The organism is Granulicella sibirica, assembly GCF_004115155.1.
GTDB classification, from domain to species: domain Bacteria; phylum Acidobacteriota; class Terriglobia; order Terriglobales; family Acidobacteriaceae; genus Edaphobacter; species Edaphobacter sibiricus.
Map to the genome: position 1 here is coordinate 1,010,724 of NZ_RDSM01000002.1, position 21,248 is coordinate 1,031,971.

General features: G+C 61.6%; 22 protein-coding genes. 8 read left to right on the forward strand and 14 right to left on the reverse strand.

The features are described from left to right. Positions 1–6: 6 nt before the first annotated feature. Genes lptF through GRAN_RS15110 form a run of 3 tightly spaced genes read right to left on the reverse strand, consistent with a single transcriptional unit; the run spans position 7 to position 4,911 of the window. Positions 7–2,472, reverse strand: coding sequence for an LPS export ABC transporter permease LptF (gene lptF, locus GRAN_RS15100; RefSeq protein ID WP_128913815.1), 2,466 nt, complete (start codon positions 2,470–2,472; stop codon positions 7–9). 34 nt (positions 2,473–2,506) lie between these two features. Continuing rightward, positions 2,507–4,720, reverse strand: coding sequence for a heavy metal translocating P-type ATPase (locus GRAN_RS15105; protein WP_128913816.1), 2,214 nt, complete (start codon positions 4,718–4,720; stop codon positions 2,507–2,509). Continuing rightward, positions 4,717–4,911, reverse strand: a complete 195-nt coding sequence (locus tag GRAN_RS15110) for a heavy-metal-associated domain-containing protein (protein WP_128913817.1) — start codon at positions 4,909–4,911, stop codon at positions 4,717–4,719. Before GRAN_RS15110 ends, GRAN_RS15105 begins: the two co-directional genes overlap by 4 nt. 89 nt (positions 4,912–5,000) lie before the next feature. Between GRAN_RS15110 and GRAN_RS15115 the strand changes: the two genes are divergently transcribed. Then, a complete protein-coding gene (locus GRAN_RS15115; RefSeq protein ID WP_128913818.1) occupies positions 5,001–5,195 on the forward strand; it encodes a hypothetical protein in 195 nt (64 codons plus the stop codon). Positions 5,196–5,259: 64 nt separating this feature from the next. Here GRAN_RS15115 and sdhB read toward each other — a convergent pair whose 3' ends face one another. The 5 genes from sdhB to GRAN_RS15140 all read right to left on the reverse strand — a co-directional run bounded on the left by sdhB (position 5,260) and on the right by GRAN_RS15140 (position 9,841). After that, on the reverse strand, positions 5,260–6,015 hold the full coding sequence (sdhB, locus tag GRAN_RS15120; RefSeq protein ID WP_128913819.1) for a succinate dehydrogenase iron-sulfur subunit: 756 nt from the start codon (positions 6,013–6,015) through the stop codon (positions 5,260–5,262). A 12-nt stretch (positions 6,016–6,027) separates the two neighbouring features. Beyond that, positions 6,028–7,800 carry a succinate dehydrogenase flavoprotein subunit gene (gene sdhA / locus GRAN_RS15125; protein ID WP_128913820.1) on the reverse strand — a complete coding sequence of 591 codons (1,773 nt, stop codon included), beginning with the start codon at positions 7,798–7,800 and terminating at the stop codon, positions 6,028–6,030. 39 nt (positions 7,801–7,839) lie between these two features. Then, positions 7,840–8,649, reverse strand: a complete 810-nt coding sequence (locus tag GRAN_RS15130; RefSeq protein WP_128913821.1) for a succinate dehydrogenase/fumarate reductase transmembrane subunit — start codon at positions 8,647–8,649, stop codon at positions 7,840–7,842. A gap of 165 nt (positions 8,650–8,814) precedes the next feature. Further along, a complete protein-coding gene (locus tag GRAN_RS15135; protein ID WP_128913822.1) occupies positions 8,815–9,426 on the reverse strand; it encodes a non-canonical purine NTP pyrophosphatase in 612 nt (203 codons plus the stop codon). Further along, positions 9,419–9,841: a tetratricopeptide repeat protein gene (locus GRAN_RS15140; RefSeq protein ID WP_128913823.1), complete on the reverse strand. Its 423-nt coding sequence runs from the start codon at positions 9,839–9,841 to the stop codon at positions 9,419–9,421. Before GRAN_RS15140 ends, GRAN_RS15135 begins: the two co-directional genes overlap by 8 nt. Here GRAN_RS15140 and GRAN_RS15145 point away from each other — a divergent pair. After that, positions 9,819–10,250 carry a secondary thiamine-phosphate synthase enzyme YjbQ gene (locus GRAN_RS15145; RefSeq protein ID WP_206662776.1) on the forward strand — a complete coding sequence of 144 codons (432 nt, stop codon included), beginning with the start codon at positions 9,819–9,821 and terminating at the stop codon, positions 10,248–10,250. The genes GRAN_RS15140 and GRAN_RS15145 overlap by 23 nt on opposite strands. Before the next feature lie 4 nt (positions 10,251–10,254). On the opposite strand, the gene GRAN_RS15150 is transcribed toward GRAN_RS15145, so the two are convergent. Genes GRAN_RS15150 through GRAN_RS15160 form a run of 3 tightly spaced genes read right to left on the reverse strand, consistent with a single transcriptional unit; the run spans position 10,255 to position 12,206 of the window. Continuing rightward, a complete protein-coding gene (locus tag GRAN_RS15150; RefSeq protein ID WP_128913824.1) occupies positions 10,255–11,121 on the reverse strand; it encodes a flagellar motor protein MotB in 867 nt (288 codons plus the stop codon). Then, positions 11,118–11,906, reverse strand: a complete 789-nt coding sequence (locus tag GRAN_RS15155) for a flagellar motor protein (protein WP_128913825.1) — start codon at positions 11,904–11,906, stop codon at positions 11,118–11,120. The genes GRAN_RS15150 and GRAN_RS15155 overlap by 4 nt, the downstream gene beginning before the upstream one ends. Before the next feature lie 30 nt (positions 11,907–11,936). Beyond that, entirely contained in the window at positions 11,937–12,206 is a 270-nt protein-coding gene (locus tag GRAN_RS15160) for a flagellar FlbD family protein (RefSeq protein WP_128913826.1), read from the reverse strand. Between the two features lie 279 nt (positions 12,207–12,485). Here GRAN_RS15160 and GRAN_RS15165 point away from each other — a divergent pair, with 279 nt between their 5' ends. From GRAN_RS15165 to fliS, 3 genes are all read left to right on the forward strand, one after another. Next, positions 12,486–13,337: a flagellin gene (locus GRAN_RS15165; protein ID WP_128913827.1), complete on the forward strand. Its 852-nt coding sequence runs from the start codon at positions 12,486–12,488 to the stop codon at positions 13,335–13,337. 144 nt (positions 13,338–13,481) lie between these two features. Further along, positions 13,482–14,849, forward strand: coding sequence for a flagellar filament capping protein FliD (gene fliD / locus GRAN_RS15170; RefSeq protein ID WP_128913828.1), 1,368 nt, complete (start codon positions 13,482–13,484; stop codon positions 14,847–14,849). Positions 14,850–14,863: 14 nt separating this feature from the next. Then, positions 14,864–15,337, forward strand: coding sequence for a flagellar export chaperone FliS (gene fliS / locus GRAN_RS15175; RefSeq protein ID WP_128913829.1), 474 nt, complete (start codon positions 14,864–14,866; stop codon positions 15,335–15,337). 108 nt (positions 15,338–15,445) lie between these two features. Here the strand turns inward: fliS and GRAN_RS15180 are convergent, their stop codons facing one another. Next, on the reverse strand, positions 15,446–17,194 hold the full coding sequence (locus tag GRAN_RS15180; RefSeq protein WP_128914221.1) for an ABC transporter ATP-binding protein: 1,749 nt from the start codon (positions 17,192–17,194) through the stop codon (positions 15,446–15,448). Between the two features lie 30 nt (positions 17,195–17,224). Continuing rightward, complete coding sequence (locus GRAN_RS15185; RefSeq protein ID WP_128913830.1) at positions 17,225–17,890, reverse strand: FKBP-type peptidyl-prolyl cis-trans isomerase; 666 nt, start codon at positions 17,888–17,890, stop codon at positions 17,225–17,227. A gap of 96 nt (positions 17,891–17,986) precedes the next feature. Between GRAN_RS15185 and GRAN_RS15190 the strand changes: the two genes are divergently transcribed. After that, on the forward strand, positions 17,987–19,123 hold the full coding sequence (locus GRAN_RS15190; RefSeq protein WP_241654655.1) for a dipeptidase: 1,137 nt from the start codon (positions 17,987–17,989) through the stop codon (positions 19,121–19,123). Positions 19,124–19,126: 3 nt separating this feature from the next. Here the strand turns inward: GRAN_RS15190 and GRAN_RS15195 are convergent, their stop codons facing one another. Continuing rightward, a complete protein-coding gene (locus GRAN_RS15195; RefSeq protein WP_128913832.1) occupies positions 19,127–19,420 on the reverse strand; it encodes a putative quinol monooxygenase in 294 nt (97 codons plus the stop codon). A gap of 148 nt (positions 19,421–19,568) precedes the next feature. Between GRAN_RS15195 and GRAN_RS15200 the strand changes: the two genes are divergently transcribed. After that, complete coding sequence (locus tag GRAN_RS15200; protein ID WP_128913833.1) at positions 19,569–20,339, forward strand: peptidylprolyl isomerase; 771 nt, start codon at positions 19,569–19,571, stop codon at positions 20,337–20,339. A 113-nt stretch (positions 20,340–20,452) separates the two neighbouring features. Continuing rightward, complete coding sequence (locus GRAN_RS15205; RefSeq protein ID WP_128913834.1) at positions 20,453–20,974, forward strand: peptidylprolyl isomerase; 522 nt, start codon at positions 20,453–20,455, stop codon at positions 20,972–20,974. The last annotated feature ends 274 nt before the right edge of the window (positions 20,975–21,248 follow it).

Below are 21,248 nucleotides of genomic sequence, written 5' to 3' on the forward strand. Positions count from 1 at the left end.
TCAAGCCTAGGTGGGCGTTCGCAGCAGCAAGTAAGCTCCCGCGAACCCGAACAGCACATCCGGCGTCCACGCCGCCATCATTGGAGGCAGCGTATTCACATTCCCCATCGCCTCGAATGTATTCGAGATCACCCAGTAGAGAATCGCAATCCCAATCGCGGAGGCCATACCGGCCAGGCCTCCGCGCTTCCCCATCGAGAGCGCGAAAGGAATCGCCAGCGCCGCCATAATGAAGGTCATCAGCGGATAAGCCAGCTTGTGGTTGAGCTGCACCTTCAACCGCATCGTATCGAAGCCAGACTGCTTCAAGTCTGAGATGTAGCGTTCCAGCTCGCCATAACTCATCTCCTGCGATTGCAGATCTTCCTTCTTGAAGTAACCCGGCTGCTCGCGAATCTCCGGAAATGTAGCTCGATCGAATTTCTGATAGCCCGAGACCGTTTCACCCGCAAAGGTTCTCGTCCACCCGTTATCGAACACCCACCCATTTACCCCGCTATCCCATCGCGCCGACGCGGCAAAGATCCTTCGCTGCAGATTGAACGTTGCCGGTTGAAACTCAAAGACAGTAAGGTTCGCGAAGACGTTCCGGTCCGGATCAAAGAACTGGTAGTAAAAGATCCTCGCGGGGTCCGGGCTCTGGACCGCTGTCCCACTCCCACCCGTCAGCCCTACCGGCAGCTTGACAGCAGGCATGCTCACCGGCTGAGCCATCCCCGAATCCTGCCCCGAAATCCACTTCCTCTCCGGCCTGAGGAACGTCTGCGCCGGCTTCCCCTTGATCTCCGACCGGAGCGCCTCCTGTCTCCGATTCGCCGCCGGCAGATAAAGCTCGTCGAACGCGAACAGCCCGCCCGCGATCACCACGCTCAGCACAAGCACCGGCGCGATGATCCGATAAATGCTGATCCCTGTGGCCTTCATCGCCGTCAGCTCCGACGTCCTGCTCAACGCCCCAAACGTCAATAGAGCCGCCACCAGCGAGCAGAGTGGAACCACCCGGTCCAGGATGAATGGAAGCAGATTCAGCAGGTAGTTCCCCACCGTCACCACAGCCGTCTTATTCCGGATGATGTCTCCAACCAGGTCGAAGAACGTAAAGATTACAAACAGGGCCGAGAACGACAGCAGCACGATCCCGAAGTTCATCCCGTACTCGCGCATCACGTACTCATCCAGCAGAAGCGGAAACCGGAAATGCAGCGCACTCCTCAGCCTGCGCAGCCTGTACACGATCAGCGCATCCACGCGCTCGCGTCTATGTCCGGGCGTCTCTTCAGCCGCATCCGACCCGAACCTGCCCGGAAGCAGCCCTGCAAGGTAAGAACCGGCACCCGACACCGCCGCCAGCACCGCCCCTCCCCGCGACATCTCCTGCAGCAAAAGTATCCCGACACCCGCGAACAGCAGGTTTGCCCCCCAGACTCCAAGGAACGGAGGTAGCTTCCCCTGCCGCGCCAACGCTCCGCCGACCAGCGCCAGGAAGTAGTAAATGAACACCAGCAGGATCGTCAGCACGAACCCTGTCGACTTGCCCCCGCGCTTAGACGACAGCCCCAGCGGCACGCCCACGAGCATCAGCACAAGACAAGCAAATGGATACGAGAACCGCCGGTTCAGCTCGATCCGGAACGGCCTTGCCGCCTTCGCATCCGCCTGCGTGGCGTTCTTGTAAAGCTCCGGCATCGACAACGCGAGCAGAGGCGTGTCCATCCGTGACACCCTTGGCTCATCCTGCGCTCCCGACTGCAGCGGTACATCCGAGGTAGCAAATGTCGAGATGTCGTACTGATCCGGATTCGCCGTCGCTACCTGGTGCTGACCGCCGTTCAATAGATGCATCCTGGCCTGCTGCGTCCCGTCACTCGCCGTCCCATTCACCACGATCGCCGAATCTGCCGTCGTCACGTTCGGGCTTCCCGGCTTCGTCAGGTCCGCGACAAACACATGCCGCCAAAGCGCCGCGCCTGCCGCCGGAGTCACATCCTGCACGTAAAGCACCATGTTCTTGAAGTCTTCATAGAAGACCCTGGGCTGCACCTCGAACGAGGCCTGCGTCGTCTTCAACTCGTCCTGGAGAGCAAGCAGCGCAGCCGCCGACCGTGGAGCCAGATAGAGCGAGTTCACCAGCCCAAGCCCAAGCGCCGCCACCGACACGATCGATACGATCTTCACGAAATCGAACGCGCTCATCCCGCAAGCGCGCATCGCCGTAATCTCGCTATCCGCCGCCAGCCGCGATAGCCCAAGCAGAATCCCCACCAGCACGGCCATCGGAATCGTAACCGTCAGTGCATCCGGCAGGAGATAGGCAACGATCCGCATCACCTCGCTCAACGAGGCCGAATCCCGCACCACCAGGTCGACGATCTTCCCTAACCGCCCCACGAAAAGCACGAACGTAAATAGGGCCACTCCCAGAAAGGCATGGGAGACGACCTCGCGAAGAATGTACCTGGTAAAGATCCGCATGAATAGATGTGCTGCCTTCAGTGTAGACGTTGCGTTATTGAAATCGACGAAGCCGCAGCGAGTTCACCAGCACACTCGTGCTCGAAAGTGCCATCGCAGCCGAAGCCAGCACCGGACTCAGCAAAACATGAAAGTGCGGATACAAAACCCCCGCCGCAACCGGCAGCCCAAGGATGTTGTAGATCGTCGCCCACCACAGGTTCTGCTTCATTGTCCGCACCGCCCGCCGCGCCAGCCGGATCGCATCCGGAATCGCCGTCAGCGCAAGCGATCCCGAAGGACTCATCAGGACAATATCCCCGGCCTCCCGCGCCAGGTCCGTTCCCGACCCAATCGCAAATCCTGCATCCGCCTGTGCCAGCGCCGCCGCATCGTTCGTTCCGTCTCCCGCCATCGCCACCCGATGCCCCGCCCCCTGCATCGCCCGGATAAACTCCATCTTCCCCGCCGGAAGCAGCCCCGCATGCACCGCATCCCCCACGATCCCGAGCTCCCCCGCTACAGACGCGGCCGCCTCCACCCGATCCCCGGTCAGCATGTGCACTGCAACCCCAAGCCCCCGCAGTTCTCCCAACGCCAGCGCAGCCGAGTCCCTGACCACATCCTCTGCCTGCAAGGTCAACACATGCTTCCCATCAACCGCCAGATGCACCAACGTCGCTCGCGCACCAGGCTCCGCCACCCGAACCCCAGCCTCCGCCAGCATGGCGTCATTTCCCAACACAACCCGCAAGCCACCAACGCTCCCCGAAACACCCATCCCCGGCTCTACCGCAACATCGTCAATATCAACCGATCCACCCACATACCGCACCACTGCCCGAGCCAGCGGATGATTCACCCGCGCCTCTAGCCCCGCCGCAATCTCCAGAAACCGCTGTCCCTCAGCCTCGGAGATCCCATCCGCAAACCGCACCCCAACAATCCGCGGTTCGCCCACCGTCAGCGTCCCCGTCTTATCCAGCCCAATCACATCCACTCGAGCCAGCCGCTCCAGCGCTTCCCCACCCTTGATCAGCGTCCCCCGCTGCGCCGCTCTCCCAATCGCCACCGTCACCGCCGCCGGTACCGCCAGCCCCATCGCGCACGGACAAGCAATCACCAGCACCGCAACCGCCGCCGACACCGCCCTCGGCAGCATCCTCACTCCAAACCCACCCACCCCCATCCATACGAGGAACGTCGCCGCTGCGAGCCCAAGCACCACCGGCACAAACACCGCCGAAGCCCGATCCGCCATCCTCTGCATAGGAGCCCGGCTCGTCTGCGCCTGCTCCAGCAGCCTCTGCATCTGCGCCAGCACCCCCGCTGCTCCAACATTCGTAGCCCTCACCGTCAGCGGTCCATCCAGGTTGATCGTCCCCCCGATCACCTCATCCCCCACCGACCTCATCACCGGCACCGACTCGCCCGTCAGCAGCGATTGATCCACCGCCGATCGCCCGCCTATGACAACCCCATCCACCGGAACCCGGTCTCCCGCCCTCACCGTAACCAGATCCCCCGCCAGCACCTCCGCCAGCCCAACCTCCCGCTCCACCCCGTCCCGAACCAGCAAAGCCGTCTCCGGCCTCAGCCCCGCGAACCCACGCAGCGCATCCGTAGCCCGCCGTCGCGCACGCGCATCCAGGACCGACCCCAGCAGAAGAAACGCCAGGATGAACACCACCGCCTCAAAGTAAACATCCGGAGCCAGCCCCACCCGCTCGAACGCCCCCGGAAACGCCGTCGCCGCCAGCGAATACCCAAACGCCGCCAGCGTCCCGATCGCCACCAGCGTATTCATATTTGTCGACCCATACCGCGCCGCCGACCAAGCCCGCGAATATGTCTGCGGACTCACAAACCCCATCACCGCCACAGTCAGCACAAGCAGAAACCACCGAGCCACACCCGCCGAGGCACCCCCGCCGCCCATCAGCGACATCGACACCACCATCGCCACCACGGCCGCCGCAAGCGCCAACCCCGCCCGAAGCTTCAGATGAGGCTCCCGATCCTCACTCACCGCCTCGCCGGCATCTTCAGCAGGCAGCGAAGCCTCATATCCTGCCTCCGCCACCGCCCCCAGCAGCGCCTCCAGACGAACCGCAGCCGGGTCATACGTCACCATGGCCTTGTTCGCCAGCAGGTTCACCTCAGCCGACCCAACCCCAGGAACCTCACGCAGCGCCACCTCCACGTGATGCTGGCAGGCAGCACACGTCATCCCCCCAATAGGCAGCGTGATCTGTTCCATGGCGCTCATTCGGCCTGCGCCGGGTAACCCGCCTTCGCCAGCGCTGCAAGCACCACCTCCGGCGCAGCCTCCGTCTTCACCCGCGCCGCGCCGATCTGCACCTCTTCCGCCTCTGTCCCCGGAATCTTGTTCAGCGCCATCGTCACCCGCCGCACGCAAGCCCCGCAGTGCATATTCTCGATCTTCAACGTCTGTACCATGCTCTTTCGATGCCCCCGCCCACGCCACGGGTTCACCCACAGGGAAACCCCACCCTCCGCACCCGCATCGTACTGTGTGAGGTAAGCCCATGAGCACTGATGTGAGCACCAACCCACAGATCAATCACGATGACAGCACCAACCGTCTTGAAACCGACGCTCAGAAGATCGACCATCTCGCTGACGACGCAGCGTCCAAGGCTTCGAAAATTCAGAGCCACTCCGAGAAGTCCGACACCGTAGGCGGAGTCCGCTCCAACAGCGGCGGCCTCTTCACCAAGTAATCTGTAACCGGAAACACCAAGGGCGTGGCCATCGAGCCACGCCCTTTCTCCTTTGACCCACTCTCTAATGAGTAAAGAAGTCCTTCAACTGCTGCACGATCACATCCCGGCTCACATCCGAGATCGCCTCCGTCAACGGCAACTGCTTCGGGCAGGCCTGGACGCAGTTCTGCGCATATCCACACTCCTGCACACCGCCATCTCCCGCCAGCGCCCGAAGCCGTTCTTCCTTCAGCACCTTCCCCGTAGGGTTGTTGTTGAAGAGCTTCACCTGTGCAATCGTAGCCGCCCCAACGAACCCCGTAGCATCGTTGAACTGCGGGCAGACCTCCATGCAGATCGTGCACGAGATGCAATTTGACAGCGGATAAAGCTCTTCCTGCAACTGCGGAAACTGCCTCGGACCTGACCCAAGGTCATACGTCCCATCCACCGGAACCCACGCCTTCACCGCTTTCAGATTCTCGAACAGCACCGACCGGTCCACAGCAAGATCTCGCACCACCGGAAACTTCGACAACGGAGCCAGAGTGATCGGCTGCTCCAGCTTGTCCACAAGCGCCGAGCATGCCATCCGCGCCTTGCCGTTGATCAGCATCGCGCACGACCCGCAGATCTCCTCCAGGCAGTTCGAGTCATACGCAACCGGTGTCGTTGCTTTTCCCTCCGTCGTCGTCGGGTTCAGCGCAATCTCTCCAAGCAGCGACGTGATGTTCATGTTCGCCCGGTACGGAATCTCGAACTTCTCCGTCACCGCCCCGCTGTCCGGCGTGGCCTGGCGCTTGATTTCAACCTTGATCGTGCGACCCGCAGTAGCCATAACTCTTACCCCTTATGCCGTTGCCGCATAGTTACGTGCCCGCGGTGTGATGTGGCTGATATCGACCTCTTCAAACTCGAACGCCGGCGCGCCATCCTTGAACCCGGCCTTCGTCGTCTTGAGGAACTTCTCGTCATTGCGCTCCGGAAAATCAGGCTTGTAATGCGCCCCGCGCGATTCATCCCGCAGCCGCGCTCCCTGCACAATCACGCGCCCAAGCTCCAACATGTTGTAAAGCTGCCGCGTGAACGCAAAGCTCGTATTCGCCCACTGGCTCTTATCGGAAAGATTGATGTTCTTATACCGCGCCAGTAACTCGACGATCTTCGCATCCGCCTCATCGAGCCCCGCGTTATACCGAATGATCGTGGCATGCTTGGTCATCGTCTCCCCAAGCTCACGCCATATCTTGAACGGATTCTCTGTCCCGGTCGAGCTCAGTAGGGCGTCATTCTTTTCCTTCTGCCTCTGTAACTCCGCCGCATGCCCGCCATCGCCTTCCATCGCAGGCAATGCCTTCGCATAAGCCATCGCATTCGGTCCCGCGACAAATCCGCCATAGATACACGACAGCAGCGAGTTAGCCCCAAGCCTATTCGCTCCATGGATCGAGTAATCCGCCTCACCCGCCGCAAACACGCCCGGAACATTCGTCTGCTGGTTGAAGTCCACCCATAGCCCGCCCATCGTGTAGTGCATGCCGGGGAAGATCTTCATCGGCACTTCGCGCGGGTTATCCCCAACGAACTTCTCGTAGATCTCGAGAATGCCTTCCAGCTTATTCAACCGCGCCGCAGGCAGATGGGTCAGGTCGAGATACACCATCGGCTGCCCATCGATCCCCATCCCATGCTCATACACCACCTTGAAGATCGCGCGTGTAGCCACATCGCGCGGCACAAGGTTCCCGTACTTTGGATACCACTCTTCGAGGAAGTACCAGCGCTCTCCCTCAGGAATCGACCGCGCCAGCCTCTTATCGTTCTTATCCTTCGGAACCCAGACGCGCCCACCCTCGCCACGCGCCGACTCCGACATCAACCTCAGCTTGTCTTCCCCAGGAATGGCAGTAGGATGCACCTGGATGAACTCTCCATTCGCATAGAAAGCACCCTGCTGGTATAGCGCCGACTGAGCCGACCCGGTACACACCACCGAGTTAGTCGACTTACCGAAAATAGCCCCGTTCCCACCGGTGCAAACGATGATCGCGTCCGCAGGAAACGTCTTCGTCTCCATCGACCGCAGATCCATCGCGGCGATCCCACGGCATGCGCCCTTCGAGTCCAGCACAGCCGAAAGAAACTCCCAGCCCTCGTACTTCGTTACCTTACCCTCAGCCTCATATCGGCGAACCTGCTCATCCAGCGCATACAAAAGCTGCTGCCCGGTTGTAGCGCCAGCAAACGCCGTCCGCTGGTAGAGCGTCCCACCGAACCGCCGAAAATCCAGCAGTCCTTCCGGCGTGCGATTGAACGGCACACCCATGCGATCCAGCAGATCGATGATCGCCGGACCCTGCGCCGTCATCTGCTTCACCGGCGTCTGGTTGGCAAGGAAATCTCCGCCATAGATCGTGTCATCGAAGTGCTTCAGGACGCTGTCTCCCTCGCCCTTCAGATCCTTCGCCGCATTGATTCCGCCCTGAGCGCACACCGAGTGCGACCGCTTCACCGGCACGATCGAAAACAAATCAACCGTCCCACCAGCCTCGGCGATCTTGATCACAGCCGCGAGCCCCGCGAGCCCGCCGCCAACAACGATAATCCGTGGACCTGCCGCCATATCTCGTCTCTTTCTATCGAACTCTAGTGCGCCAATGCACTACTGAACATTCCCAGGCTGCTGCGGATTCGTAGTGCCCGGCACCACGCTCGCCGGAGCAGGCTCAACCACACCCGCAGGCTGCGATGGCATATAAGGAATCGGAGCATCTTTATAAGCCGGATTGAACGCCACCGCCCAGATGCTCATCAGCCCCATCACACAAAGCGCCGCGCCAAACGCCCCGCACACATACCCCGAACGCTTCCGCGCCCGCTCACCCGGGGTGATGCCCCACTTCGCCGCGAACAACCAGATCCCGTAAGCGAAGTGCCAGCAGGTCGCCACCATCGCGATCACATAGATCGCCAGCATCCACGGATTCGATAACTCCACCTGCACCTTGTGGAACGCCATCGCCGGGTTCTCCGGCAGGCTTACGCCCGAGAACCTCTGCCGCCATACATGCTGAATGATGTAGACGAACGCAATCAGCCCCGTCACCCTCTGCGCAATGTAGGCATAGTTCCCCGCCCACGGATAAACGTTCACGTTCACCCGCCCGCGAAACGCAATCCAAACCCCATACAGCGCATGAAACGCCAGCGGGATAAAGATCAGACCCCACTCCAGCACCCGCACCAGCGGCAGCGCGTTCAGGAACTTCACCTGCTGCGCATAAGCCAGGGGCCCATTCATCGTCTCGAAGTTCGAGACGATATGCTCCACCAGGAACGCCCCGATCGGCACGATCCCCGAAAGCGAATGCAGCTTCCGCCACAGGAACGAGTGACCCTGCCCCGCACGAAGCGGTTGCACTCCGTGTAGCGGAGCGGAAGCAGGGGGTGCGGGAGGGGCGGCAGCGGCCATGGGGCAAGCTCCTGTTTATCTCAAAACGTGGTCGTGACAAACGCACCAGAATCGGCGCGGCAATAGGGATTATTCCGCCCGCCCAGAACGAGAGTCAAGGCGAACACCCGCAATCCGTTCGATTACCGGCGATCCTGTGCGAAAATCCGCACACCACACAAATCCCTACATCCCCATCGCATCCAGCAAAGCCGTGAGCGCCTTCCCCCGATGGCTTAACGCGAGCCTCTCCTCCGCCCCCATCTCCGCCATCGTCTTCCCTAACTCCCCCACATAAAAATACGGATCGTACCCAAACCCACCCAACCCACGCGCCAAGTCCAACAAGCTCCCCTCAAGGCTCCCCGAGGCCCCCCAAAGCACCACCCCATCCTTTGCCGCCGCCAGCGCGCACCGATACCTTCCCGCACGCTCCGTCACTCCAGCCAGAGCCTCCAGCAGGCAAAAATTATTCCGCTCATCCACCGAAGCCCCCGCCGGCCCCGCGAACCCCATATCCTCGGCGTACCGCGCCGACCTCACCCCCGGCGCCCCGCCCAGCGCATCCACCTCCAGCCCCGAGTCATCCGCAATCACCATCTCCCCCGGCGCCATCAGCGAGTAGTACCTCGCCTTCACCCCCGCGTTCCCCTCAAACGTCTCCTCGTCCTCCGCCGGAGCCGCCACATCCTTCAGCCCCGGCAACGGCTCAAGCCTCACCCGCCCACCCGACCCCGCAACAAAATCCCGCATCTTGCCCGCATTCGAAGTAGCCACATAAAGCCGCACATCACTCATCCCCACCATCCTTTAGCTGCCTCTTCCAGTCCAACAGCTTCGCCTCGAGCGCCGCCTTCTCCGCCTCCGGCACCATCCCCATCCTCTGGTAGATCATGGACAAGCTAGTCCGCGCCAGCACATCCTCAGGCTCCGCTGCAATCAATGCCTGAACCACCCCAAGCGCCTCATCCCCGCGCCCCGCCTGGTCCAGAGCTCGTATCAACCCATGCGTCGCATCCCGATGCCCGGGCTCCGCCCCTAACGCCTCCCGCAAACGAACGATCGCCCCATCGAGATCCCCCGCCGCCATGCAGTCGAGCCCTTCATGGAACAGCACATCCGCGGACACATCCGGCATCCTGTCAGTATAAGTCTGAGCCCCACCCAGCATCACACCCTCAGGAGAGCCCATGGCCCAGATGAAAGCCCACACCGAATACCTCACCTTCAACACGAAGGATCGCTACGAGATGGTCCACATCACCCCGGAAGTCGAGCAGATCGTCCGCCGCTCCGGCATCGACGACGGCCTCTGCTTCGTCTCGCCCATGCACATCACCGCAGCCATCTACGTCAACGATCACGAAGACGGCCTCATCGAAGACATCAGCACCTGGCTCGAAAAGCTCGCCCCCGCCTGGCCCGGCTATAAGCACCACCGCACCGGCGAAGACAACGCCGACGCCCACCTCAAGGCCCTGCTGCTCCACCACGAAACCACCCTGCCAATCACAAAAGGTCGCCTCGACCTCGGCCGCTGGCAGCGCATCTTCTACGCCGAGTTCGACGGTCAACGCTCGAAGCGCGTCATCGTAAAGATCCTGGGCATCGAAGCGCAATGATCTCTCAAGGAAGCTTTACCTTCGGGCTCTCCACCTTCGTGTTCTCCATCTTCGTGTTCTCCATCTTCGGGCCTTCAGCCGGTGCAGCAGAAATAGAAGCTTCTTTCGCGACGATCGGCCGACGCAACACAATCACATCGACGCGCCGGTTCAGAGCCCGCCCAGCCTCAGCACCGTTCGAAGCCACCGGATGAAACTCCGCCAGCCCTTCAGTAGCCATCTCCGCGGGCTTCACATGCCCATGCTCCAGCAGCACCCGCGCAATCGCTGCGGCTCGCGCTCCCGATAACTCCCAGTTACTCGGAAACTGCGAAGTGTGGATCGGCACGTTATCCGTGTGCCCTTCCACACGCACCGCCCCCTCCGGCATCGACGCTGCAAGCTGAAACAGCAAAGGCATCGACTCCTCACGCACCTCCGCCGACCCCGAACCAAAGAACCCCGCCTCCCGCAGCGAAATCACCAGACCCTCCGCGGTGCTCTTCAACAACACACTCTGGTCCGGCATATTCCCTGTCAGCGCCTTCGCCGATAAAGCCTCTCTCAGCCTCTTCTCCTGATCGATGGCAGCCTTCGCCGCAATCTGTACCTGCTCCTCGGTCGGCATGGGAGATCCAAGCGGAGTCGGCTTGTCCAGGTCATTCCCACCGGACGAATCCGAGATCGAAGGCTGTATCGACTTCCGATCGAAGATCCCCATCTGCGTGAACGCCGTCTGCATCGCCCGCGACAACTCCACCTGCTTCCTCTTGTCCGATTGCCCCGAAGCAAACAGCACCACGAAGAACGCGAACAGAAGCGTAATAAAGTCCGCATAGGAAACCAGCCATCGCTCATGGTTTACGTGCTCAGGATGCTTCTTCTTGCTCATGCAGTCGCCTCCGCCACCTTGCCCGTCGCCGGGGCCGGCTTGTGTTCGAACAGGTAGGTCCTCAGCTTGGTCTCAATCATGCGGGGATTCATCCCCTCGAGGATCGACACGACGCCCTCAAGCATCATCTCTTTGATCATCGTCTCCTCGCGGTGCCGAAACTTCAGCTTCCCTGCGGCAGGAAGGCAGATCAGGTTCGCCATCGCCACGCCATAAATCGTCGCCACGAACGCCGTCGCAATCCCTCGGCCCACCTCGTCAATGTTGTCGAGATGCTGCATCACCTGGATCAACCCAAGCACCGCCCCGATGATCCCGACCGTCGGCGAATATCCACCAGCGGCCTCGAACACCGCCGGAATCTTCTCCTCGATTTCCGACTTGTTATCCAGCTCGAGTTGCATGATCTTGCGCACCTCGCTCGGCTCCGTGCCATCCACCGCGAGCATCAATGCCTGCTTCAGAAAAGGATCGGACACCGTGCCAAGGTCAGCGTCCAGAGAGACGATGCCGCTCTTCCTCGCCTTATTCGCAAACTCCACAAGCTGGGTCACAATCGCCTCGCCATCCGCTCCTCCGGCGAAGAACACCTTCGCACCCTGCTTCAGCGCCGCGATAAAGATGAACATCGGAAACTGCAGCATCACCGCACCCGCCGTCCCACCCACCACGATCATCGCCGCCGTAGGCTGCGTAATCTGCCCGATGCTTCCACCTTCGATCATCATGCCGGCGAGAATGCCCGCGATTGCGAGCGCTAATCCACCGAAGCTGGCGATATCCATGACGTCAAGCCCTCCCAGGCTGCCCTGCCGTTACTCGTCTTCGTTCGCCGCGCGCACAATATTGTTGACGTCCCACGCGTGCCGCGCAATCAGCGCTCCTGCCGCATCCGGCCACGCCGCGCGCAGTACCTTCGCCCTGTACTCGAGCACCTTCCGCGCCACCACATCGCATGGCTCCAGCACAACCAGCTTCTCGCCCGTGATCAAGGTCAACAGCGTGTCCGGAGCAGACTCCGCATACCGGATCAGGTCGCAGTTCACCGCCAGCAGACTCCCATTCAACCGTGTCAGTTCGATCATGCGCAGGTCATCCCTTCCCTCGCTTCATCGGCATCCCCTTCCCCGTCAATAGCGAATCGGCCGTCATCTCCACAATCGCCATTCCCTTCTCCAATCGGTCCATTTCCCTCATGGTTTCCACCACAGGGCCGATGAGGTCTGGGAACGCGGAGCCTTCCGCATCTTGAAGGCACAAGCGTCCTGACATCGAAACGCTTCGTGCCTAAACCACGTATCGGGAACAGGCGTCCCCGCTTTCACGCAGCACCAACCGAGCCTCAGAATCCAGGAGAGATCACAATGTCATTGGGCGTCCTTTCAAACGTTGCCGCCACCTACGCACAAAACAACCTTAACCAGACTCAGGCGAGTCTCCAGACCGTCCTCCAGCAGCTCTCCTCCGGTTCGCGCATCAACACCGGCTCCGACGATGCCGCCGGTCTCTCCATCGCCAGCGGTCTGGCCGCAAATCAGGCTGCCCTTACGCAATCCGTCCAGAACGCCAGCCAGGGTGTCAGCCTCCTGCAGACCGCCGATGGCGCGCTCTCGCAGGTCACCAGCCTCCTCAACCGCGCCACCACGCTGGCCACCGAAGCCTCGACCGGAACCCTCACCACCGCCCAGTCCGCCGATGCCGACGCCGAGTTCCAGAACATCCTCGCTGAGATCGGGAACATCGGCAGCGGTGCCAACTTCAACAGCATCAACGTCCTCACCGCCGCCACCACCAACATCGTCGTAACCGACGGCTCAGCCGCTGGCCTGACCACCATCGCGGCCAAGACCGGCGTTCTCACCACCGCGAGCGTCGGAACCGCGACAGGAGGCGGTGCTGGCATCGACCTCAGCTCCTCGGTCCTCACGTCGCAAAGTTCCGCTGCCGCCGCGCTCATCAAGATCACCGATGCGATCGGCGACATCTCCAACCAGCGCGGAACGATTGGCGCAACCGTCAACCAGCTCACCGCTGCCGGAAACGTCGCCAGCACCGAGGAGGTCAACCTCCAGTCGGCCTACAGCGCCGTCACCGCCACCAACTACGGCCAGGCCACCAGTCAGCTCGCCAACCTTCAGGTGCTCAGCCAGACCGGTATCGCCGCGCTCGCCCAGGCGAATGCTGTCCAACAGGAGATCCTCAAGCTCGTTCAGTAAGGATCGCCTCCAACCACGGACGGGCCGTCATGGCCCGTCCGTCTTTTCATTTGCGGATAAAAAGCCTCTTATCAAACCGGTCATCAGCCCGGCCCTTCGTCTGCATCGTCCCACACCCGGGAGCAGCGTATCGAGGATCAGATCATGGCAACAGTTGGACTCAACTTCGGATCTGCCACCAGCGGAACAGGTTTCGACGTCAGCACCACCGTCTCTTCCATCCTGGCCATCCAGGGCGCCATCGAGACGCCGTGGAAGAACCAGCTCGCCACGCTTCAGGCACAGGACACGGTCCTCACCACGCTCGGGACCGATCTCTCGACCCTCACCACCAGCATTCAATCCCTCACCGATATCACCGGCGTCCTCGCCAGCAAGCAGGGATCGAGTTCCAACACCAACGTCGTCGCTCTCGCCAGCGCCGACGCCACCGCCACCGCCGGTAGCCACACCGTCGTCGTCAACTCCCTCGCCACCACCGCCAGTGAATACTCCGACCTCGTCACCGACTCGAGCGCCGTCCTCAGTGGATCCATCACCATCGCGGGAACCACCATCACCATCGGCAGCTCCAACAACACCCTCGCCAGCCTCGCCGCCTCCATCAACGCGGCGGATCTCGGCGTTAATGCCAGCGTCATTACCGACTCCACCGGCTCCCGCCTCTCACTCGTCAGCAGCACCGGCGGCTCCGCTGGACAGTCCCTCATCTCCGGCATCTCAGGTTCCCTCACCTACACCACAACCTCGAACACCACACCGGCGACGCTCGACCTCAACGCCGGCCAGACCGGCGTCAACGCAAGCCTCACCGTCGACGGGGTCAACATCTCCAGCGCCACCAACACCATCACCGGAGCCATCCCCGGCGTCACCTTTCAGGCCCTCGCCACCGGCTCCAGCCAGATCGCCATCGCCAACGACAACTCCTCCGTGGAATCCGCCGTCTCTTCCTTCGTCACCGCCTACAACGCCGTCATCAAGGACATCAACGGCCAGGAAGGAAACGACGCCACCGGCGCAGCCGAGCCCCTCTACGGCAGCCCCACTCTCGCCACCGTCCAGAGCCAGCTCCAGTCCGCGCTCTCCGGCGGGGGAGGCAGCGGAAGCATCACCAGCATCGCCCAGCTTGGCCTCTCGGTGAACAACGATGGCACCCTCACCCTTAACAACGCCACCCTCGACACCACGCTCAACACCAGCTACTCCGATGTCGCCGGCTTCCTTCAGAACAGCGGCAGCTTCGGCCAGACTGTCTCCTCCGCGCTCAACAACCTTGGCACCCAGGCCCCGGACGGCCTCGTCTACCTCGCCCAGCAGCAAAACACCTCGGAAGAGGCCAGCCTCAACGCCAGCATCACCAAGGAAGATGCTGTTCTCGCCACCCAGAAGATCTCGCTCACCAACGAGCTCAACACGGCCAACCAGATCCTACAGTCCATCCCATCGCAGCTCAACGAAATCAACGAGATCTACAGCGCCGTCACTGGCTACAACAACCAGAACGGCTAAACCTGAGGCCAACCATGAACGGAAGCAGCTACCAGCAGAAGGCGCTCGTCGGAGCCACTGGCATTGAGCTCATTCTCGCCGCCTACGACGGCGCCCTGCGCTTCCTCTACCGGGCCATCCAGGCCGTTGAAGACCACGACCGCCGCGAGCGTCTCCTCGCGGTCGGCCGAGTCGTCGACATCTTCATGTACCTCCAGGCTCGCCTCCGCCTGGATATCGGAGGAGCCCCCGCCGCAGCTCTCTCTGACTTCTACGCCGCCATGTTCACCATGACTCTCGAAGCCTCGCACGCCGAATCGAAGGAAAAACTCCTCGAAGTCATCGACTGTGTTCGCCACGTCCGCGATGCCTGGCAGCTGGCCTCCCGCGACCCCGAAGCCTGCCGCGTCCTCCCCCGCGAACTCCGCACCCGCGAAGAACGCTACCTGCCCTCAAGCATCACCGCTCACGAAGAACTCGAACCCGCCACCACCACCTGGTCGGCCTAGAAAACGAGCGCACCCGATCCGGCCCGCCTTAGCTTCTTTGGTTGTCATTCCCGAAGGGAACCTGCGTTTGTCCTCGCGTATCCCGTTCCACGCCGTCATCAGGACGACCTACCCCGTAACCGCCAGTTCTTCCTCGAGCATCTGCTTCTCGAATAGCTCCGTATAGTACCCGTTCCGCGCGATCAACTCATCGTGTGTCCCCAGCTCCACGATCCGCCCATCCGCAAGCACAGCAATCTGATCCGCATTCCGGGCCGTCGACACCCGGTGCGAGATCAGCACCGTAGTCCTCCCCTGCATCACCCTCTTCAACCCGCCCAGGATCTGCTCTTCCGTGTAAGTATCCACGCTCGCCAGCGCATCATCGAGAATCAAGATACTCGGATCCCGCAGCACCGCCCGCGCGATCGAAGTCCTCTGTTTCTGCCCCCCAGAAAGCGTCAACCCACGCTCCCCCACCACCGTATCGAACCCCTTCGGGAACTCCAGGATCTCCGTCCGTATATGCGCGACGGTCGCCGCGTCCTGCACCCGCTCATCCGAAGCATCCGCCGCCCCGAACGCAATATTCTGCCGGATCGTCGTCGAAAACAAAAACGTCTCCTGCGGCACGAATCCAATGCTCTTCCGTAACGCCTCGAGGGAGTACTCGCGAATCGGCGCTCCGTCGATCAGCACCATCCCCGCCTTCGCATCGTGCAGACGAGCAATCAACCCAACCAGCGTCGACTTGCCCGACCCCGTAGGCCCAACCACCGCAAGGCTGCTCCCAGCCGGAATCTTCAGGTCGATCTCTTTCAGCACCGCCGGTCCGTTGCCATAGGCAAACGTCAACCCGCGCAGCTCGATCTCGCCAGCAATCGCCTCCTTCACTTTCACGAGTAAAGGATCATCCTGGATCGCCGGAACCTGCTTCAGCAGCTCGTCGATCCGCACCACCGAAGCCGTCCCTCGCTGAAACAGGTTGACAACCCATCCAATCGCGATCATCGGCCACGTCAACTGCACCATGTACACGTTGAACGACGTGAACTGCCCCACCGATATATGGTGCGCGATCACCTCGTGCCCACCCACCAGCAGCGTAATCATCAACGACAGCCCGAGCACAAACTCAAGCGTCGGCCAGAGCATCGCCATCAGCCGAACCAGGTACAGGCTCCTCTTGATGTACTCGAGGTTCGCCGTCTCGAACTTCGCGATCTCCGCCTCTTCCTGCGCGAATGCCCGAATCAGCCGAGCCCCGGAGAAGTTTTCCTGCGCCTTCGCCGAGATCTCCGAGAACATCGCCTGGATCCGCTCGAACCGCGTATGAATCCGCGCCCCGAAGTACTGGACGATCACCGAAGCGATCGGCAGCGGCACCACCGCGAACAACGTAAGCCGTGGGCTGATCCGGTACATGAACGGCAGCGCCGCCGCCGTAAACACCAGCGTGTTCGCGCTGTACATGATCGCCGGTCCAAGCAACTGCCGCACCGCGTTCAGGTCGTTCGTCGTCCGGGCCATGATGTCGCCCGTCCGGTGCGCATGATAAAAACTGGCCGGCTGCCGCTCAAGATTCGCGAACAGGTCATTCCGCAGATCGAACTCGATCTCCCGCGAAGCCCCGATAATGACCTGCCGTGTGATGTAAAGAAACACCGCCGAAAGCACCGCAACCACGATCAGCCGAAGTGCGTGGTGCATCACCTTCGATTCGGTCATCCCATGCTGCATGTCGTCGATCGCATGACCGATCACAAGCGGCAGCAATACCTTGATCGTGTTGTACAGAACGACCGCGACCCCGCCCCAGGCAAGATGCTTCCAGTAGCGCTTCAGGTAAGGGACAAGGGGCCGCAGCCGTTCAGGAATCAAGATCAAGCCTTTCAACAAACAGACGCTCTACTGCGGTGTAGGTGGCGGCGTCGCTGGCTTCGGAGCATCCGAAGGCGAAGACGGCTGCGCTGGAGCAGTAGATGCCGGAGCGTCCCCTTTCGGCGCACTCGTTGCAGGCTCGGCAGGCTTTTCGTCCGGTTCCGCCGGCCTCGCCGGAGCAGGAGGAGGTGGCGGAGGGGCATCCGACATCCCAAGCAACTCCACATCAAAGATCAGATTCGACTTCGAAGGAATCTTCCCAACCGACTGCTCCCCATACGCAAGCTGATAAGGCACGAACAACCGCCGCTTCCCCCCAATACGCATACCCTCAAAGCCCGTATCCCACCCTGGAATCACCCGGTGCGCGCCATAGGGAAACGTGAACGGCTGGTTGCGGTCGACGGACGAGTCGAACTTCGTTCCATCCGCAAGCCATCCCGTGTAATGAACCGTATAAAACTTCCTCGGAACCGCAAGATCGCCCTTACCGATCACCGTGTCGATATACCGCAGCGAATAAAGTGTCTTCGGAAGCCCCACAACCTTGGGAGCACCCGGAGGATTCGTCACAAGCGCCGGCGTCGAAGCCTTGGCAGCAGTCGAATGATGAGAGACAGCCGGCTTGGCAGCAGGCGTCTGGGCGAAGGCGGAAGAAGCAGCAAGGAAGAGGAGTCCAGCAACAGGCTTCATGATGCCTCCATAATACCGTCACGAGTCATAGCATCTCCGCTTGCTACAATTTTCCAAGCCCCTCCGCTCCCACGGAGGGACGAGAAAGCCTCCCTCGTGACCAGCCCGACCCCCGAAGAAGTCCACCGCTCCGCTCTCGTTCTCGACTGCCACGCCGACACCCCCCAGCGCTTCGTAGACGAGAACTGGTCCTTCACCGATGGGGTCGGCACTGGCCAACTCTCCCTCGACACCGCCCGCGCCGGAGGTCTCGCCGGCGAGATCTTCGCCCTATGGGTCGACCCCGACCAGTGGCCCGGACGCTTCGCCCACCGCGCCTTTTCCCTCCTCGACGGACTCCTCGAACAGATACGTCTCCACCCCAACGACCTCCAACTCTGCCTCACCCCCGACGACATCCTCACCGCCAAAGCCGCCAACCGCTTCGCCGCCGTCATCGCCATCGAAGGCGGTCACGCCATCGAGAACGACCTCGGCCTGCTCCGCCTCTTCCATCGTCTTGGCGTGCGTTGCATGACCCTCACCTGGTCCAACTCCAACGAGTGGGCTGACTCCTCCGGCGACATCGACGACCCCGCCATCCCCCACCACGGCGGCCTCACCCCCTTCGGTCGCGAAGTCATCGCCGAGATGAACCGCCTCGGCATCATCATCGACGTCTCCCACGTCTCCGACGCCACCTTCTGGGACGTCCTTCGCACCACCCGCGCCCCGATCATCGCCTCCCACTCCTCCTCCCGCGTCCTGACGCAAGCCCCCCGCAACCTCACCGACGAGATGCTCCGCGCCCTCGCCACCGCCAACGGCGTAGCCATGGTCAACTTCTTCCCAGCCTTCATCGACGAGAACTGGCGTCAGGCCTGGAACGCCCAGCGCGAGGAGCGCGTCGCCGCCCACGCCATCCTCGAGAAGCAATACGAAGGCACTCCGGTCCCCTTCCACGCCTCGAACAAACTCGACCGCGACTTCGCCGCCCGCATAGGCCGCGCCCCCTTCGACTCCCTCATCGACCACTTCATGCACATGATCGACGTAGCTGGCATCGACCACGTCGGCATAGGCACCGACTTCGACGGCATCCCCCAGCCGCCCGACGGCATCGACACCGCCGCCGACCTACCCAAATTCACCGCCGCCCTCATGGCCCGGGGCTGCTCCGCCGAGGACATGCACAAGCTCCTCGGCGGCAACCTCATGAGAGTCTTCCGCGACATCCAATTCGCCGCATCCTGATCCCTACTTTTCCGCCAGAATCCCCACCTTGTTGATGAACGGCGGCTTGCTCAACAACTCATCCGCCTTCCCGAGCAGCGCCTTGGCCACCTCCCCGCTCAGGTGCGCCTCACGCCCATCTTCATCGTCGAACGTGTCAAAGATCCCGAACCGTCCCTCGCCAAGATCAAGCGCATACCACGCAACCGTTCCCGGCTCCGCCTCCACTAGCGGCACCGCCGACTTCAAGAACGCAGCCACCTCCGCTTCCTTACCAGCCTTAGCTTCCAACATCACCCAAAGAGCAAACGTAGCCATCGCAATTCCTCCAGCTCGATTGGATGCCGCACCCGCGTCCGGGCATGTCAAACCTTTGTCATTCCTCGCGAACTTCTCTGCCCGCCAAGACAACACTGCGTTGCCGTCCCAACCCCAACGGAGTACCCTGAAAACAGCCACGAGGACCATGCTGTTGAACATCTCGACTTCGCTCCGCCTGCTCACTGCACTCGCCGTCACCTGCGCCATCCCCACCTTCGCCCAGACGACCCCCGACACACCCCAGCAGCAAACCCCGCCCCCCGCAAACGATCTCCCCGACTCCCCCAGCGCCGTCGCTCACCTCGTAGCCCCCGCCGTGCCCACAGGTCCCACTGCCGTCATCGACACCACCATGGGCCGCCTCACCTGCCGTTTCTTCAGCAAGGAAGCTCCCATCGCCACGGCCAACTTCGTCGGCCTCGCCACCGGCACGAAGGAATGGGTCGACGAAAACGAAAAGAAGCACCGCACCCGCTTCTACGACGGAACCACCTTCCACCGCGTCATCCCCGACTTCATGATCCAGGGCGGCGACCCGAAGGGTGACGGCACCGGCGACCCCGGCTACTTCTTCCAGGACGAGACCGACCCCGGCATCCTCTTCGACGTCCCCGGCCGCCTCGCCATGGCCAACTCCGGCCCCGGACCCACCGGCCAGGGCACCAACGGCAGCCAGTTCTTCGTCACCGAGGTCCCCACCCCTCACCTCAACGGCAAACACACCATCTTCGGTCAGTGCGACCCCGCCTCCGTCGCCATCGTCACCTCCATCACCCACGTGGACCGCGACGCCAACGACAAGCCCCGCACCCCCATCCTCATCACCCACGTCACCATCGTGCCCGAGGGCCAGCCTCTACCCCCGGCACCCGCCGCACCGGCGACCCCGGCCCTGCCTCCCACGGTACCTCACTGATTCTTAGGCAGCAGCCCGACGCCTCCCCACATCCAATCTCTTGTAGCTTCCTGAGTCTTCGCGTCTGAACCGCAGATTCCCGTTTCCTCTCAACCCGCAAGGAGAACACCACAATGCCAACCAAGCCCGGCACCTACGCCACATTCAAAACGTCTGAAGGAACCGTCGTCTGCGAGCTCTTCGAGCAGGACGCTCCCGAGACCGTCGCCAACTTCATCGGGCTCGCCGAAGGAACCAAGGAGTGGAACAGCCGCAGCAAGAAGGGCGCCAAGCTCTACGACGGAACCGTCTTCCATCGCGTGATTCCCCAGTTCATGATTCAGGGCGGCGATCCCGAAGGCACCGGCATGGGCGGCCCCGGCTATAAATTCGCCGACGAGACCAAGGGCTCGAAGCACGGCTTCCAGCAGAAGGGCAAGCTCGCCATGGCCAACGCCGGCCCCAACACCAACGGCAGCCAGTTCTTCATCACCGTCGCCGACACCAGCTGGCTCACCGGCAAGCACACCATCTTCGGTGAAGTCGTCGAAGGTTACGACGTCGTCGAGAAGATCTCCAAGGTCTCCAAGGACCACATGGACCGCCCCAAGACCCCCGTGGTCCTCGAATCGGTCACCATCGAACGCGTCGCATAAAAAACACACGAGATGACATATCCTTAATTCTTGGACTTGTACCTTGTTTCTACGCTACGTTCATGCCAATCTTCTCAATAGGAGGTTGGCATGAACTTTTTGCAAGCTCAAGACGTTGTTGCTGTTGGTCAAACCATACGGCACCGATCTATCGAGGGGTCTCTGCTCACGAAAAGCTTCACCGTTCTTTCCAAGGAAAAGGGCAATCTCAGGATCAGGAACAATAAGGGGAATCCAAGGACGGTCAAGGACGCGGACTGGACAGAGGTTGTTG